This window comes from Brevibacillus invocatus (genome assembly GCF_003710915.1).
Classification (GTDB): Bacteria; Bacillota; Bacilli; order Brevibacillales; family Brevibacillaceae; genus Brevibacillus; species Brevibacillus invocatus.
Genome location: NZ_RHHR01000035.1, coordinates 16,616 through 32,478 on the forward strand (window position 1 = coordinate 16,616; position 15,863 = coordinate 32,478).

The window sequence follows — 15,863 nt, forward strand, 5'->3', positions numbered from 1 at the left end:
TGCTGTACAATATTCACTACAACAGGGGAGACACCATGCATGCATAAAGAACAAGCGATTGCTGTCATTGATTCAGGAGTTGGAGGACTTACGGTAGCCAAGGAAGTCATGCAGCAGTTCCCAAATGAAAGGATTTTGTACGTAGGCGATAATGCGCGTTGTCCCTACGGCTCCAAAACGCCGGAGGAAATACGATCCTACAGCTTTCAGATGATAGATTTTGTTGCACATACGCCACTAAAAGCACTGGTCATAGCCTGTAATACTGCTACGGCAGTTGTGCTGGAAGAGGCACAAGCCACGCTCAAACTCCCTGTGATCGGTGTGATCGAACCTGGAGCGAGAGCAGCTGTCCAAGCCACACGAAACCGAAGAATCGGCGTCATCGGTACAGAGACGACCATTCGCACACAGGCTTACACTCGGGCTCTGCTGCGGCTCCAACCCGACTTGCACGTCTGCGGCTTGGCCTGTCCTGCGTTCGTACCGCTGGTGGAGACACACTTGGCACACACAGAAGAAGCCCGTCGCGTGGTGCAGGAAACGCTGAAGCCTTTGCTGCGAGAGGAATTGGATACGTTGATCTTGGGATGCACCCATTATCCTCTGCTCGCTCCGATCATTCAGGAAGTCATGGGAGATCAGGTGCGATTGATCAGCTCGGCCGAGGAGACAGCCCGTGAGCTGGCGGTGCATATCGGGTCAAAGAATAGAGCGCCCATATCCAGATCTGGTGAAAAAGGGCCAGATCATTTGTTTGTGACCAGCGGCGACGCCGACATGTTCCGAGAGATTGCCGAAGAGTGGCTGGGTACGCAGGTTGCGGTCGAGCATCATTCTCTTGTCAAAACCGTACAGTCGTAACGCCAACTTTTGACTCATCTCGCACTTCGTCCAGACATTCCACGCATAAACACAAGCCCTGCTCGTATACATGGTAGTACAAAGTGTCTGGAGGAGGCTGGATGAGATGAGAATGCAACGCATCGGCAAAATGACGGCCGTGCTGGGAGTTAGTGCTGTGCTGCTTTCGGGCTGCGGTCTCTTTGGCCCGGAAAAGGAAGTGAGTAGCATCGACGCACCTCCACTGTCAGAAGTGGCCGTAGAAGTGCCTGATGTGACAGAGGAAGGTTCGCTTGAGCAGCCTGAGGCAGTGGAGCAGGGTACAGCAGAGCGTACCGTTTACCTGCTCGATGCAAATGGCTATGTCGTTCCTGTATCTCTCACGCTGCCAAAGGTAGAAGGGCTCGCCAAGCAAGCCCTCAGCTACATGGTCAAGGGAGGTCCTGTAGAAACCTTGCTGCAAGGCGGTTTCTCCGCTGTACTGCCGCAAGGAACAGAAGTAAAGGGACTTCTGATCAAAAACGGTGTTGCTACGGTTGACTTTTCCAAAGAGTTTAAAACGTATGAAGAAAAGGATGAAAAGAAGATCCTGGATGCGGTCACGCGTGTCTTGACCGAGTTTGGCAATGTGAAGACAGTACAGATCTGGGTGAATGGGACTCCGCTCAAAGAAATGCCTGTAGCGAGCACACCTATTAACCAGCTGGATCGCAATCTCGGTGTCAACCTTGAGCTTGCAGATGGAGCGATTCCAGGCAGCACCTCTGCAGTCACCGTCTACTTCCAGGGGCAATTGGATGATGCCCGTACGTATTTTGTTCCGGTGACACGCCTGATTCCTACAACGCAAAATGTGGCGAAAGCAACGGTAGAAGAGCTGATTAAAGGACCCAAACAAGATTCCCAGCTGTTCAGTTCTCTCCTCCGAACAACGCGCGTGCTGGATGTGAAGCAGGATAAGGATCTGATCACGGTCAATCTGAGTAGCGACATCCTCAAATACGACGAGGGCAAGGATGCCAATCCAGACGCACTGGAGTCGCTCGTGCTTTCCCTCACCGAAAGCACGGGAGCGAAGCAGGTTCAGCTTTTGGTTGAAGGCAAGCCGCTCACCAGTGAAGCCCACGATTTCTCCAAGCCAGTCGCTCGTCCGCTTCACGTCAACCCGATTCGTTTTTAAAGCAAACTGTCTGGCTCCGCCACGCTCTTTTGAGAGAGCGTGGTTTTCTTCTTTTCGGCTTTTGCAGCATGCCAGATGGTTCGACCGATCCAAAGGGAGGAAAGTGTCACAAAAGCACCTGCGGCAAATCCCACGATTCGTGGTTCGGCAAAGGTCAAAAGCCAGCCGCCGGCCAGCATGGATATTCCGAGCAGGACATTGCAAAGCGTCCCTTCCATCGCAAAGAAACGACCTTGGTTCCTATGATGAACGTGCTGCATGATCAAGGTGCGCAGACAAGCATTGCCCATGCCGCCAGCTACCGTCGAGAGCGCGTAGAACAAGGCGGTTATGGTAATGGATGGGGAAAAGCTGGTCAACAAAAAAGCAAATCCTTCGACTGCTAGGCTGAGCGCGGCTACTTCATACGGGCGTTTGTGAAAAAGCTCCGCAAGATCTTCTTTTTTTAGGTTTTGCCAGCGATTCGAATATTAGCAATAGTCTCAAATACAGGTACGGGCTCATGTTTAGTGGCAGACCGTTTCCTGCGTTTGGTATAATGAACAAAGTATGAAAGCATGTAGGGGGAACTTGAAATGAGAGTAGATGGCCGCGCGAATGACCAATTGCGCCCAGTAACGATTACGCGCAATTACATCAAGCATGCAGAGGGATCATGTCTGATCGAGATCGGCGACACCAAGGTAATATGCACGGCGACAATCGAGGATCGAGTACCGCCATTCATGCGCAACGGAGGCAAGGGATGGATTACAGCCGAGTATTCCATGCTCCCAAGAGCCACCGCGACACGGAATCCACGTGAATCGTCCAAAGGAAAAGTGGGTGGCCGGACGATGGAGATCCAGCGTTTGATCGGTCGCGCACTGCGTTCTGTTGTCCATCTGGAAGCGATGGGCGAGCGTACAATCTGGCTGGATTGCGATGTGATCCAGGCAGACGGAGGTACGAGAACCGCTTCGATTACAGGTGCTTACGTGGCGATGGTCGATGCGATGCACAAGCTCGTAGAGAACGGAGTATGGAAACAGATTCCACTCCATGATTTCTTGGCTGCGACCTCTGTCGGGGTAGTCGGCGAACATACCGTTCTGGATTTGAACTACAAGGAAGACTCCACCGCCACTGTCGACATGAACGTTGTGATGACCGGAACAGGCAAATTCGTGGAGCTGCAAGGTACCGGAGAAGATGCTCCGTTTTCACCCGAGCAATTGCATGAGATGCTCGCCCTCGCGAAGACCGGGATCGAAACCTTGATCGACAATCAAAAGCAGGCCTTGTCTCATGTGATGCTGCCGTTTGAAGCAAACGATCAGAATAAAGAAGAGACACTGGTGGGTGAAAAAAATGTCTGAGCCCAAACGCATCGTCCTCGCGACGCGCAATCAGGGCAAGGTAAGAGAATTCAATAAACTGTTTGCGCAGCTGGGATGGGAAGGCATCAGTCTGGCAGAGTTCGAGGATGTTCCTGAAGTCGTCGAGGACGGGGATACTTTTGAAGCTAACGCCATCAAAAAAGCAGTCACTATTTCTACATATTTGAACCTGCCTGCAGTAGGCGATGATTCTGGCCTGGAGGTAGATGCTCTGGACGGTCGACCAGGCGTGTATTCAGCCCGCTATGCCGGGGAAGATGCAACAGACGAGGCCAACTGGAAAAAGCTGCTGCAAGAACTGACAGACGTCCCGGATGAAAAGCGGACAGCGCGCTTTCGCTGCACCCTGGCACTCGTCGAGCCAGGGCAGGAACCGCTGATCGCGACTGGTTCCTGTGAGGGGACCATTGCCAGAGAACCTGCGGGTACGAACGGCTTCGGGTACGATCCGGTGTTTTATCTGCCCGCGATGGATAAGCGAATGGCCGAGCTCAGCGCAGAAGAGAAAAATCAGATCAGTCACCGGGCGATGGCGATGCAGCAATTGCTGGAAGTCATTCAGAAGAACAAACAATAGGGATATAGAGAGGCAGGAGAGTGGGAGAGATGGCAATTCTGGTGATGAGCGACACCCACGGTCTCGTTCGCGAGGTACAGCAGGTCGTTGGAAGACATAAGGTAGACAAAATCCTGCACTGCGGAGATTTTTGTGTCGATCATCAGAGGGAGCCTTTCTCCCAGATGATCCTGGTGAGAGGAAACTGCGACACCACAAAAGCGGTACCGTCAGAGGAGCAGACCCGGTGGAAAGACTTGAATATCCTGCAGACACATGGACACCTGTACGGCGTAAAAAGCTCCTTGCTGCGCCTTACCTACCGCGCAGAAGAGACGGGGGCCAATATCGTGGTGTTTGGACACTCCCATATTCCAGTGTGCGGGGTCGTGCGGGACGTTCTCTTCCTCAATCCAGGCAGCTTGCAGATGCCCCGCGGCTTTGATGTCCCTACCTACGCTGTTTTGGAGCAGGATGGGACTACCGAAAAGACGGTCGAAGTAACGGTTTCCTACTATGACTATCAAGGCAATTCGGTTTCTTCGTTGGGTGGAAGCTATTCTCTTCGACGCTGAATGAGGGCCTTGTTGAAAATGAAAAGATTTATGCTATACTAGAATGGTTATAATGGCTAGAATATGATCGCCCAAGTCTGCAATGGAGTATTGCATGGCTGGCGGTGTTTTCTTTGATCCAATCTAGGAGGGGAAGTTTACGTGGCAGCAAATTGGGAAAAGGTAGAGAATAACCAGGGAGTCCTGACGGTTGAAGTAGATGCTTCGCAAGTAGACGCAGCATTGGACCAAGCGTTTAAAAAAGTAGTACAAAAAGTACAAGTTCCAGGATTTCGCAAAGGAAAAGTTCCACGTAAGATGTTTGAAGCGCGCTTTGGCGTAGAATCTCTGTATCAAGATGCGCTGGATATCCTCTTGCCAAATGCATACGGACAGGCTGTTCGCGAAGCTGGCATCGAGCCGGTTGACCGTCCGGAAGTAGACGTAGAGCAAATGGAACAAGGCAAAAATCTGATCTTCAAAGCAACTGTAACCGTGAAGCCTGAAGTGAAGCTGGGTGACTACAAAAACCTGAGCATCGAGCCTAAGGAATTCACCGTAACAGATGAAACGCTGGATGCAGAACTGAAGCGTATGCAAGAGCGTCATGCTGAGCTGGTTACCATCGAAGAAGGCACAGCTGAAAACGGCGACCAAGCGGTCATCGATTTCGAAGGCTTCCAAGACGGCGTTGCATTCGAAGGCGGAAAAGCAGAAGACTATGCGCTTGAGCTTGGCACTGGCACTTTCATCGCCGGCTTTGAAGAGCAAGTAGTAGGCATGTCCGTTGGTGAGGAAAAAGAGATCACTGTAACATTCCCAGAAGAATATCATTCTCCTAACCTCGCTGGTAAAGAAGCGGTATTCAAAGTGAAGCTGAATGGCCTGAAGCGCAAAAACCTGCCTGCTTTGGACGATGAATTCGCCAAAGACGTGAGCGAGTTTGACACGCTGGAAGAGCTGAAAGCCGACACGAAAACCAAGCTGGAAGAAAAAACAGCTCAAGAAAAAGACCAATACATTCGCGAACAACTCGTGTTGAAAGCTGCTGAAAATGCAGAAATCGACCTGCCAGCAGTTATGGTTGAGCATGAGCTGGATCAAATGGTGAACGAATTTGGTCAACGCCTCCAATACCAAGGTATGACTCTGGAGCTGTACTACCAATTCTCCGGCATGGATGAAAGCCAATTGCGCGATCAACTTCGTGCAGATGCAACATCCCGCGTGCGCACTTCCCTGACTTTGGAAGCGATCGGTAAAGCAGAAAACATCACAGTGAATGAAGAAGATGTGAACGAAGAGCTGAACAAGCTGGCTTCCGTATATGGCCGCCCTGCTGATGAGCTGCGTAAAATCTTCTCTGCTCAAGACGGCTTGGCTGCTCTCGAGCGCGATGTTCAAACTCGCAAAACCATCGATTTCCTGGTTGCAGAAAACAAAGTAAGTGCATAAACTTAGAAGAACGCAAGAATAGCCAGTGGTCAGGCTACGCCTCGCTTCTGGCTTTAGCGGATAACAAGGCACGATTCGTTCGTGCCTTGTTTTTCCAACTGGGTAATCCTTTTGTGCAAAGGAGGAACATACATATGCTGATCCCTATGGTTATTGAGCAAACGAGCAGAGGTGAACGCTCCTACGATATTTACTCCCGCCTCTTGAAAGACCGGATCATCCTTTTGGGGACCGAGATTGATGATGATGTAGCCAATCTTGTAGTCGCCCAACTCCTGTTTTTGCAGGCAGAAGATCCGGACAAAGATATTTCCCTATACATAAACTCGCCCGGAGGCTCGGTTACGGCCGGAATGGGTATTTACGACACGATGCAATTCATCAAGCCGGATGTTTCTACCATTTGTGTAGGCATGGCTGCTAGCATGGGAGCTTTCCTGTTGGCGGCTGGCGCAAAAGGAAAACGCTTTGCGTTGCCAAACAGCGAAGTGATGATTCATCAACCGCTGGGAGGCGTGCGCGGTCAGGCAGAAGACATTCGTATTCACGCTGACTGGATTTTGAAGACAAAGCGCCAACTGAATCAAATTTTGTCAGAACGGACAGGGCAGCCATACGAGCGTGTGGAAGCGGACACGGATCGTGACAATTTTATGAGTGCTGAAGAAGCCAAGGCCTATGGATTGATCGACGCAATTATTGAACGCAAAAACTGACCTGTTGTGAGGTGACGCGCATGTTTAAGTTTAATGACGACAAAGGCCAACTGAAGTGTTCCTTCTGCGGCAAGTCCCAGGAACAGGTGCGCAAGCTGGTAGCTGGTCCTGGTGTCTACATTTGTGACGAGTGTATCGAACTGTGCAATGAGATTGTTCAGGAAGAGCTGGGGACTGAAGAAGAAGTAGACATGAAAGAAATTCCAAAGCCGATTGAAATCCGCAAAATCCTGGACGATTACGTGATTGGACAGGATCTGGCGAAAAAATCTCTGTCGGTAGCGGTTTATAACCACTATAAGCGGATTAATTCCGGTGCGAAGATCGAGGATGTTGAACTGCAAAAATCCAACATCATGCTGATCGGACCTACTGGTAGCGGGAAGACGTTGCTTGCGCAAACACTCGCTCGTATTCTCAACGTACCTTTCGCCATTGCAGACGCTACTTCCCTGACGGAGGCTGGCTACGTGGGTGAAGACGTGGAGAACATCCTGCTGAAGCTGATCCAGGCAGCCGATTACGATGTCGAGAAGGCCGAAAAAGGCATTATTTACATCGATGAGATCGACAAGGTTGCCCGCAAGTCGGAAAACCCGTCGATTACCCGCGATGTTTCCGGTGAAGGCGTACAGCAAGCTCTGCTGAAAATTTTGGAAGGAACGGTTGCAAGTGTTCCACCACAAGGTGGACGCAAGCATCCACATCAAGAATTTATCCAGATCGATACCTCCAACATCTTGTTTATTTGTGGCGGTGCCTTCGATGGCATCGAACAAATCATCAAGCGGCGTCTTGGTAAAAAGGTCATCGGTTTTGGCAGCGATACGAACGAAGGCATCAATGGCGATCTGAAAGCTGGCGAATACTTGAAATACGTATTGCCAGAAGACTTGCTTCGCTTTGGACTGATTCCGGAATTTGTCGGTCGTTTGCCAGTTCTGGCTACACTGGAGCCGCTGGATGAGGATACGCTGATTCGCATTCTGACTGAACCAAAGAACTCCCTGGTGAAGCAGTATCAAAAGCTGTTGAGCCTCGATGGCGTAGAGCTGGAGTTCGATGCGGGCGCCCTGCTGCAAATCGCGAAAGAAGCGATCAAACGCAATACGGGAGCGCGCGGTCTGCGTGCCATTATCGAGCAAATCATGCTGGACATGATGTACGAACTGCCATCGCGTGAAGACGTGAGCAAATGCGTCATCACGGAAGAGACCGTTCGCGACAAAGTGAAGCCCCAGCTGATGACCAAAGAAGGTCAGGAAGCTCGTTCGGAAACAGCGTAAACATATGAAATGATAAAAGGCTATCCCAAGTCGTTGACGAGGGATAGCTTTTTTACAGTATCGGAAAGTATAAACTTCTAAGAGCAACACATCCCGATGTATTTCTTCTTGAATAAGCCTCGAGGGGAGTCTCATGAGGAATAATGGTCATGTTGATCCAACCGTTGTGATGGCAGGAAACAGGAGAAAACGCTCCAGCTTCTTGGGCTGCCCGCCTTGGGGATTCACTGCCCGACTCCGTGAAAAAAACGAAACCGCGTCCAAAGCAGCTGTCTGCTGGACTAACCCAAAAGCTGGTGAGAGTAAAAAGAAGAAATTAGCGAAAGTCTTAAGCACGCTGGGAGTAACAGGAAGCTTGGTTTATGTCATCCTGTACGGGGTAATACTACTTGGTATAGTTCAAGAGACGTTTCCTGGGATGAATGGCTGCCAGTATTGCATGGGAGGGACAGCAGGTGGACTATACAACGTTAGTCATTGCCGTTATTGAAGTGATTGTCGGGATCGTGATCGGTACGTATTTTTGGAATTTGCTCCGTACTCAGCGGAATGCGAAGAGCTCGACAGAAAAAGACTCGCGTAAGGATTTGGATTCGCTACGTCGTTTGAGAATGATTGCTTTGACCGAACCGCTCTCGGAAAAAACAAGACCCGCCACGATGGATGAGATCGTTGGTCAGCAGGATGGTTTGCGAGCCCTGCGTGCCGCGCTTTGTGGGCCCAATCCGCAACACGTGATTATTTACGGTCCTCCGGGTGTTGGAAAGACAGCGGCAGCCCGCGTAGTACTGGAAGAAGCGAAGAAGAACACGATGTCTCCGTTCAAAGCAGACGCCAAGTTTATTGAGATTGATGCCACTATCGCTCGCTTTGATGAACGCGGAATTGCCGATCCGCTGATTGGATCTGTCCATGACCCGATTTATCAGGGAGCAGGATCGCTCGGTCAGGCGGGAGTTCCTCAACCCAAGCCGGGAGCTGTCACCAAAGCGCATGGTGGCATGCTTTTTCTCGATGAGATCGGAGAGCTTCATCCTGTACAAATGAATAAGCTGCTAAAAGTACTGGAAGATCGCAAAGTCATGCTGGAAAGCGCGTACTACAGCGAAGAGAATACGCAGATACCGTCCCATATTCACGATGTGTTCAAATACGGACTTCCTGCTGATTTTCGTCTCGTAGGAGCGACGACTCGCTTGCCGGATGAATTGCCTGCTGCGTTGCGCTCGCGTTGTCTGGAGATCTTCTTCCGACCGTTGAAGGCTGGAGAGGTTGGCAGCATCGTGCGGACTGCTGTGCCCAAGATGGAGATGACCATTGACGATGATGCTGTTTCGGTCATCGAGCGCTACGCGACGAATGGACGTGAAGCGATCAATACCTTGCAGATTGCAGCTGGTATCGCCTTGACGGAAGAGCGGAAAGAGATTCACGCTTCGGATGTAGAGTGGGTCGTGCACAGCAGCCAGAAGTCGCCGCGTATGGAAAAACAGGTTCATGAACAGCCACAGGTTGGTCTGGTCAATGGACTTGCTGTCTACGGTCCGAATATGGGAAGTGTGATGGAGCTGGAGGTTACGGCAACACCGGCTGTCCTGTCAGGGCAAGGAAAAGTCGCCATGACGGGAATGGCCGAAGAAGAGGAGATGGGTGGACGCAGTCGCACCATCCGTCGTAAATCGATGGCGAAGGGCTCCATCGAGAACGTTTTGACCGTGTTGCAGCGCATGGGTATTCGATCCTATGATTACGACCTGCACATCAATTTTCCTGGCGGTGTTCCTGTAGATGGGCCATCCGCTGGCATTGCCATCGCGACAGCGATCTGCTCGGCTATCAAGGAAGTGCCTGTCGACAATCTCCTTGCCATGACGGGTGAGGTAAGCATTCACGGAAAGGTAAAGCCGGTGGGTGGTGTCGTAGCGAAAGTAGAAGCAGCACGTATGGCCGGGGCTACACGCGTTCTGATCCCGGAAGAGAACTGGCAATCTATTTTTGCCGACATGAAGGGCATTGAAATCATTCCTGTATCTGCGGTATCGCAAGTCCTCGAGCTGGCGCTGCTGGAACAGGAGGAGCCGAAAACGGAAGAAGCGGGTTTCACCCTGCAATTGCCGGCAGAAGAGCTGGCATCGTCCCCAATGTCCTTGTAAACAGTCGGGAGAACTTGCATATTAGACATCGGATTGCGTTTGCGCTACAATGGAAAAAAGCTTCAACTTGTCGGTGGGCGAGGGGTTGCTTACTCCTGCACAAGCCTCGAAAAATGCTGTGTTGGCGGGCTGCCCCCCGTGTCGACGAGTTATTTTTTCGACGATCAAAAACGGCTGTCGGAGCCGTTTTTGCATGTTAACGAACTGAAACTTTGATAAAGGGATCAACAAGGAGAGGTGCATAAGTTTGGGCGAACGTTCCGGTAAACGAGAATTACCGCTTCTCCCGTTGCGAGGATTGCTTGTGTATCCAACTATGGTACTCCATCTGGATGTTGGGCGAGAAAAGTCCATACGCGCATTGGAGCAGGCGATGGTGGATGACAATAAAATCCTATTGGCGACGCAGGAAGAAGTCCACATAGAAGAACCGAATGCAGAGCAAATCTACACCATTGGTACGGTGGCACGGGTCAAGCAGATGCTGAAGCTGCCGAATGGTACGATTCGCGTCCTCGTAGAAGGTCTGCAACGGGCCAAAATCGAGGAGTATTTACAGTCGGACGATTACTTCATTGTTTCCATTACATACTTGAATGATGAAAACTCAGAGGAAAATGAGGCAGAAGCTCTGATGCGTTCTGTTCTCAACCATTTTGAACAGTATATCAAGCTGTCCAAGAAGGTATCCCCCGAGACGTTGACCTCCGTGACAGACATCGAGGAGCCAGGCAGACTGGCAGACGTGATCGCTTCCCACCTTCCATTAAAAATCAAGGATAAGCAGGAGATACTGGAGACGGTCAATATTCAGGAGCGTCTGGAAATCCTCTTGACTATTCTCAACAATGAGCGAGAGGTACTGGAGCTGGAGCGCAAAATCGGCAACCGTGTGAAAAAGCAGATGGAGCGCACCCAGAAAGAGTACTACCTGCGTGAACAGATGAAGGCGATCCAGAAAGAACTGGGCGACAAGGATGGTCGCCAGGGTGAAGTCGACGAGCTGCGTGCCCAGCTGGGGAAGTCGGATGCGCCAGAGCGGATCAAGGCGAAGATCGAGAAAGAGCTGGACCGACTGGAAAAAATGCCGTCCACTTCTGCAGAGGGCTCCGTGATCCGTACGTATATTGATACGCTCTTGGGATTGCCTTGGACGAAAACAACCGAGGACAATCTCGACATCAGCCATGCGGAGAAAGTCCTGGATGAGGATCACTACGGTTTGGAAAAGCCAAAAGAGCGCGTTCTGGAATATCTGGCTGTGCAAAAGCTGGTCAATTCCATGCGCGGACCGATTCTCTGTCTGGTCGGCCCTCCAGGGGTAGGGAAAACCTCTTTGGCACGTTCAGTCGCTCGCGCTTTGGGACGAGAGTTTGTCCGTATTTCGCTGGGCGGCGTTCGGGATGAAGCAGAAATCCGCGGACATCGCCGTACCTACGTAGGCGCCTTGCCTGGACGGATTATTCAGGGAATGAAGCAGGCAGGTACGATCAATCCCGTCTTCCTGCTGGATGAAATCGACAAGCTCGCTTCTGATTTCCGGGGAGATCCTGCATCCGCTCTGCTGGAAGTGCTGGACCCGAATCAGAACGACAAGTTTTCCGACCATTACATCGAGGAAACCTACGACCTGACCAATGTCATGTTCATTACGACAGCCAATAGCCTGCACACGATTCCACGCCCGCTTTTGGATCGTATGGAGGTCATCTCCATCGCAGGATATACCGAGCTGGAAAAGCTGAACATCATGCGCGGCTATCTGATGCCTAAGCAGATGGAGGATCATGGACTTGGCAAGGATAAGCTGCAAGTAAATGAAGATGCCATGCTCAAGCTGGTACGCCAGTACACACGTGAGGCTGGTGTGCGCAACCTGAATCGGGAAGCAGCCAACATCTGTCGCAAGGCTGCCAAGCTGATCGTCAGCGGCGAGAAAAAACGCGTCGTGGTGACTGCCAAGACGTTGGAAGCCCTGCTTGGCAAACCTCGCTACCGCTATGGTTTGGCAGAGAAAAAGGATCAGATCGGCTCGGTGACTGGTCTTGCGTGGACGCAAGCAGGCGGCGACACCTTGAACGTAGAGGTCAGCATTCTTCCTGGCAAAGGAAAGCTGACGCTGACGGGTCAATTGGGCGACGTGATGAAGGAATCCGCACAAGCGGCATTCAGTTATATCCGTTCCCGTGCAGAAGAGTGGGGGATCGACCCTGTCTTCCATGAGAAAAACGATATTCACATCCACGTTCCGGAGGGAGCAATTCCAAAGGACGGACCTTCTGCTGGTATCACGATGGCGACAGCCTTGGTCTCTGCGCTCACCCAAATTCCTGTGAAGAAGGAAGTCGGGATGACAGGAGAGATCACCCTTCGCGGCAGAGTATTGCCGATCGGCGGATTGAAGGAAAAGTGCATGTCTGCCCATCGCGCTGGATTGACGACGATTGTTTTGCCGAAAGAGAATGAAAAAGATATTGACGATATCCCGGAAAGCGTTCGAAGCGAGCTGACCTTCCATCCAGTAGAACATCTGGACGAAGTGCTCCGTATTGCCTTGACCAAAAAGCCAGAAGGTGGCAAAGCATGAAGGTAACCTCTTCCGAATTTGTCATCAGCGCCGTAGGTCCGAAGCAATACCCGACGGACGGCCTTCCTGAGATTGCACTGGTTGGCCGCTCCAATGTCGGCAAATCGTCCATGTTGAACAAAATGATGAATCGCAAGGGACTGGCCAGAATCAGTTCGCGGCCGGGGAAAACCCAGACGCTGAACTACTTCAGGGTCAATCAAATGCTGTACTTCGTTGACTTCCCTGGCTATGGCTATGCCAAGGTGGCCAAAACGATCAAGGAAACATGGGGAAAAATGATCGAAGGCTACCTGAAAAATCGCCAAGAACTGCGCTTTGTCATCCAGCTGGTAGATATCCGTCATGCACCGAGCAAGGATGACGTCGCTATGTACGATTGGTGCAAGCAAATCGGGATTCCGACCGTCGTCGTGGCGACAAAAGGAGATAAAATTGCCAGAGGGCGTTGGATGCAGCATATCAAGGTCATACGTCAGGATCTGAAGCTGCGCGGTGACGATACGATCATCGTATTTTCCTCCGAGACAGGTCAGGGCAAGGATGAGCTGTGGGGAGAAATCATGCGTCGCTTGCGTGCAGCTGAAGAGGACCAAAGACAAGCAGAAAAAGAAGAGCAAGAAGAACAAGCGAATTCTAGCAACCCGTCATAACCCAGACCATCAGGCAGGGGGATGCATCTTACGTGACCGAGCAAACACGTTTTGCCATACGCGGGGTGATTGAAGGCTTTTACGGAAAGCCTTGGTCCCACCAAGAGCGCTTGGACATGATCGATTTTTTGGGGCGAAACAGCTATAACTATTATTTTTACTCCCCAAAAGACGACCCGTATTTGCGGGATCGCTGGATGCAGCCCCATCCAGAGCGGGATCTGGAACAGTTTGGTGTATGGGTAGCAGCTGCACGGAAACGGGGGATCTCGTTTGTCTATGCACTGAGTCCGGGGTTTGGGATGAATTATGCCAGCTCACAGCACCTTCGGCTCCTGTTAGACAAATATCAATCTCTCTACAAACAGGGCGTGCGCGACTTTGCCCTCCTGTTTGACGATATCCCCTTGCAGCTCATGCATACGGAAGACAACGAACAGTTTTCCCAGCTGGCCGAAGCGCATGTCCACACCACCATTCAGGTATGGGAGGAAATGAGCGCTTGGCCGGACGTGGGGAAGCTGTTTGTCTGTCCTACCCAGTATAGAGGAATGGGGGATGAACCCTATATCACCTATTTGGGGCGGCACCTGCCAAAGGCAGTGGAGCTGTTTTGGACAGGGCGTTTTGTTTGCTCCCCCTCGCTCACCAGTCAGGACGCCATGCGCTTTTTGACCTATACGCAACGTCGGCCGCTCTATTGGGACAACTATCCCGTAAACGATCTGGCGATGGCAAACGAGCTGCATATCGGTCCCTTGCGCAATCGAGATCACGATCTGTGCAATTACGCAGCTGGGTACGTAGCGAATGCGATGTCCAGACCGGAATCAAGCAAAATTCCTTTGATGACGGCAGCTGCCTATTTGAGAAATCCGGAAGCCTACGACCCAAGAACAGCGTGGGGCGTGGCCATAGCCGAAGTGGCAGGAGAGGAGAAGCAAGCTGCTTTTCGACGGTTTGCCGAGCATGTGCAGAGCTCCTTTCTGCACGACGCTGAATCGCCTGGTCTTCTGGAAGCCTTGCTTCAATTTCGCTTTCAATTTCTGCGTGGGGATGCTCGAAAAGCCCTTCAGGATTTACATACAGTGTTCGTAGAGATGGAGACGACAGCACGAGATTTGCTCATAGACGTAGACGAACACAAGCTGATCCGGGAAAGTCGGGAATGGATTGAAAAATTCGAAGGCTGGGGACTGGTCGGGCAGGCTGCGGTAGCCCTCATGGAGGCTGGAACCAACGGGAAAATGGCGCAAGCGGCTTTCCATTTGCTCAAGCTGAAACGATTGGTTAAACGTGTGGAGAGCATGCCGCAAATGGTATGTGGCCATGTGATGAGCACGTTTGTCGAAGCAGTATGGCAGGAAGTGAAAAAGGGACGTTAGGAAAAGCTCAAGTGGAGATACCAAAAAAGGTTCCAATCCCGACTGGGAGAGGAACCTTTTCTATTCCATTTGGCATTACACGGAATTTCGGTCTGTTCGAGTAGGCTGTTTGCGATTTTTCGCATTTTCCAGCCATTCCTTGATAGGCAATTCAGCCAGAATCATGCCGACGAAGATCAGCATACAGCCTAACAGCTGACGACCGCTCAAAATCTCGTTGATGAACACATAGGACGTCAAGGCAGCAAACACGGGCTCCAAGGCAAAAATCAGAGCGACCCGGGTCGAGCTGGTCTGCTTTTGCAGGGCGGTTTGGGCCAGGAAAGCAAGGGCGGTTGCAAAAATAGAAGTGATGAACAACCCGAAGGCTACTTCCGGAATCAGCAGAACGCCAGGATCAAATGCAAGCTGGTAATCCTCGAACAGAAAAGCGTAAGCCCAGCTCATGAGAGCAACGGTTGTGAGCTGCACGATAGCCAGCGGCAAGGCAGGAAAGCGTGGAGCGTATTTTCCTGTAATGACGATCTGCATCGCAAAGCAGATCGCGCATCCAAAAACGAGCGCGTCTCCCAGATTGAACGAGAAGGAATTGCTTTGTGTCAACATATACAGTCCGAATGCAGCCATGATGACACCGATGATGGCCGCGGGCTTTACCCGATCCCGTAACAAAAGAAAAGAAAAGAGCGGTACGAGGACGACGGAAAGTCCGGTAATAAAGCCTGCTTTTGATGGCGTGGTATAGAGGAGCCCGACGGTCTGCAGCGCATAGCCGAGACACAGCCAGAATCCCAGGATCGCTCCTGACACGAGCAGAGGTCCTCGCCACTCCTTCCATTGCTTGCGGTACATCGTGATTTGAATGAGGAAAAGGAACAAGGCTGCAATCGTAAAGCGTACAGCATTGAACGTATTCGGAGGCAAGGAAGAGATTGCCTGCTGTACGATGAGAAAGGTACTTCCCCAAACGAAGGCAACCAACAGCAAGGTGATGTCGGCCATCCATGGTTTTCTCAAAGTTTCTCTTCTCCTATCGTGTGAGTATTCAAAATCTTTCTATCTATACATGTAGAACCATGCTGATCTCTTTCATGGATGAGTGATAGCAAAATAGAA

Annotated in this window: 14 protein-coding genes and 1 pseudogene; 12 read left to right on the forward strand and 3 right to left on the reverse strand. The window is 51.2% G+C overall.

Annotation, left to right across the window (positions count from 1 at the left end; all coding sequences use genetic code 11):
- The first annotated feature begins 39 nt into the window (after positions 1-39).
- Both racE and EDM52_RS17745 read left to right on the forward strand, forming a co-directional pair.
- Positions 40-864, forward strand: a complete 825-nt coding sequence (gene racE / locus EDM52_RS17740) for a glutamate racemase (RefSeq protein ID WP_122910290.1) — start codon at positions 40-42, stop codon at positions 862-864.
- A 106-nt stretch (positions 865-970) separates the two neighbouring features.
- Complete coding sequence (locus tag EDM52_RS17745) at positions 971-2,023, forward strand: GerMN domain-containing protein (protein WP_122910291.1); 1,053 nt, start codon at positions 971-973, stop codon at positions 2,021-2,023.
- On the opposite strand, the pseudogene EDM52_RS17750 reads toward EDM52_RS17745, so the two are convergent.
- Positions 2,020-2,412, reverse strand: a pseudogene (locus EDM52_RS17750) (hypothetical protein); the annotation flags it as partial. The gene EDM52_RS17745 and the pseudogene EDM52_RS17750 sit on opposite strands and share 4 nt — an antisense overlap.
- A gap of 186 nt (positions 2,413-2,598) precedes the next feature.
- Between EDM52_RS17750 and rph the strand changes: the two are divergent.
- The 6 genes from rph (at position 2,599) to clpX (ending at position 7,969) form a co-directional block, all read left to right on the forward strand.
- Positions 2,599-3,381 (forward strand): ribonuclease PH, encoded by a 783-nt coding sequence (gene rph, locus EDM52_RS17755; RefSeq protein ID WP_122910293.1) that lies wholly within the window; start codon positions 2,599-2,601, stop codon positions 3,379-3,381.
- Entirely contained in the window at positions 3,374-3,979 is a 606-nt protein-coding gene (locus EDM52_RS17760; RefSeq protein WP_122910294.1) for an XTP/dITP diphosphatase, read from the forward strand. Before rph ends, EDM52_RS17760 begins: the two co-directional genes overlap by 8 nt.
- A 29-nt stretch (positions 3,980-4,008) precedes the next feature.
- Positions 4,009-4,533 carry a metallophosphoesterase family protein gene (locus EDM52_RS17765; protein WP_122910295.1) on the forward strand — a complete coding sequence of 175 codons (525 nt, stop codon included), beginning with the start codon at positions 4,009-4,011 and terminating at the stop codon, positions 4,531-4,533.
- A gap of 141 nt (positions 4,534-4,674) precedes the next feature.
- Positions 4,675-5,967 (forward strand): trigger factor, encoded by a 1,293-nt coding sequence (gene tig / locus EDM52_RS17770; protein ID WP_122910296.1) that lies wholly within the window; start codon positions 4,675-4,677, stop codon positions 5,965-5,967.
- A 134-nt stretch (positions 5,968-6,101) separates the two neighbouring features.
- Positions 6,102-6,683 (forward strand): ATP-dependent Clp endopeptidase proteolytic subunit ClpP, encoded by a 582-nt coding sequence (clpP, locus tag EDM52_RS17775; protein WP_122910297.1) that lies wholly within the window; start codon positions 6,102-6,104, stop codon positions 6,681-6,683.
- A 20-nt stretch (positions 6,684-6,703) separates the two neighbouring features.
- Complete coding sequence (gene clpX, locus EDM52_RS17780) at positions 6,704-7,969, forward strand: ATP-dependent protease ATP-binding subunit ClpX (protein ID WP_122910298.1); 1,266 nt, start codon at positions 6,704-6,706, stop codon at positions 7,967-7,969.
- A 147-nt stretch (positions 7,970-8,116) separates the two neighbouring features.
- Here clpX and EDM52_RS24760 read toward each other — a convergent pair whose 3' ends face one another.
- The gene (locus EDM52_RS24760; protein ID WP_183185169.1) at positions 8,117-8,305 is read right to left on the reverse strand and encodes a hypothetical protein; all 189 of its coding nucleotides are present in this window, start codon (positions 8,303-8,305) and stop codon (positions 8,117-8,119) included.
- Positions 8,306-8,424: 119 nt separating this feature from the next.
- Here EDM52_RS24760 and lonB point away from each other — a divergent pair, with 119 nt between their 5' ends.
- From lonB to EDM52_RS17800, 4 genes are all read left to right on the forward strand, one after another.
- A complete protein-coding gene (lonB, locus tag EDM52_RS17785; protein WP_122910341.1) occupies positions 8,425-10,122 on the forward strand; it encodes an ATP-dependent protease LonB in 1,698 nt (565 codons plus the stop codon).
- 247 nt (positions 10,123-10,369) lie between these two features.
- A complete protein-coding gene (gene lon, locus EDM52_RS17790; RefSeq protein WP_122910299.1) occupies positions 10,370-12,709 on the forward strand; it encodes an endopeptidase La in 2,340 nt (779 codons plus the stop codon).
- Complete coding sequence (yihA, locus tag EDM52_RS17795; RefSeq protein WP_122910300.1) at positions 12,706-13,362, forward strand: ribosome biogenesis GTP-binding protein YihA/YsxC; 657 nt, start codon at positions 12,706-12,708, stop codon at positions 13,360-13,362. Before lon ends, yihA begins: the two co-directional genes overlap by 4 nt.
- A 32-nt stretch (positions 13,363-13,394) precedes the next feature.
- Entirely contained in the window at positions 13,395-14,747 is a 1,353-nt protein-coding gene (locus tag EDM52_RS17800) for a protein O-GlcNAcase (RefSeq protein WP_122910301.1), read from the forward strand.
- A gap of 75 nt (positions 14,748-14,822) precedes the next feature.
- On the opposite strand, the gene EDM52_RS17805 is transcribed toward EDM52_RS17800, so the two are convergent.
- Positions 14,823-15,764, reverse strand: coding sequence for a DMT family transporter (locus EDM52_RS17805; RefSeq protein ID WP_338068327.1), 942 nt, complete (start codon positions 15,762-15,764; stop codon positions 14,823-14,825).
- Positions 15,765-15,863: the final 99 nt, after the last annotated feature.

Coding starts and splice junctions, on each gene's coding strand:
- clpX (WP_122910298.1), top strand. CDS start 6,704: ATGTTTAAGTTTAATGACGACAAAGGCCAACTGAAGTGTTCCTTCTGC.
- EDM52_RS17745 (WP_122910291.1), top strand. CDS start 971: ATGAGAATGCAACGCATCGGCAAAATGACGGCCGTGCTGGGAGTTAGT.
- rph (WP_122910293.1), top strand. CDS start 2,599: ATGAGAGTAGATGGCCGCGCGAATGACCAATTGCGCCCAGTAACGATT.
- clpP (WP_122910297.1), top strand. CDS start 6,102: ATGCTGATCCCTATGGTTATTGAGCAAACGAGCAGAGGTGAACGCTCC.
- yihA (WP_122910300.1), top strand. CDS start 12,706: ATGAAGGTAACCTCTTCCGAATTTGTCATCAGCGCCGTAGGTCCGAAG.
- EDM52_RS17760 (WP_122910294.1), top strand. CDS start 3,374: ATGTCTGAGCCCAAACGCATCGTCCTCGCGACGCGCAATCAGGGCAAG.
- racE (WP_122910290.1), top strand. CDS start 40: ATGCATAAAGAACAAGCGATTGCTGTCATTGATTCAGGAGTTGGAGGA.
- EDM52_RS17765 (WP_122910295.1), top strand. CDS start 4,009: ATGGCAATTCTGGTGATGAGCGACACCCACGGTCTCGTTCGCGAGGTA.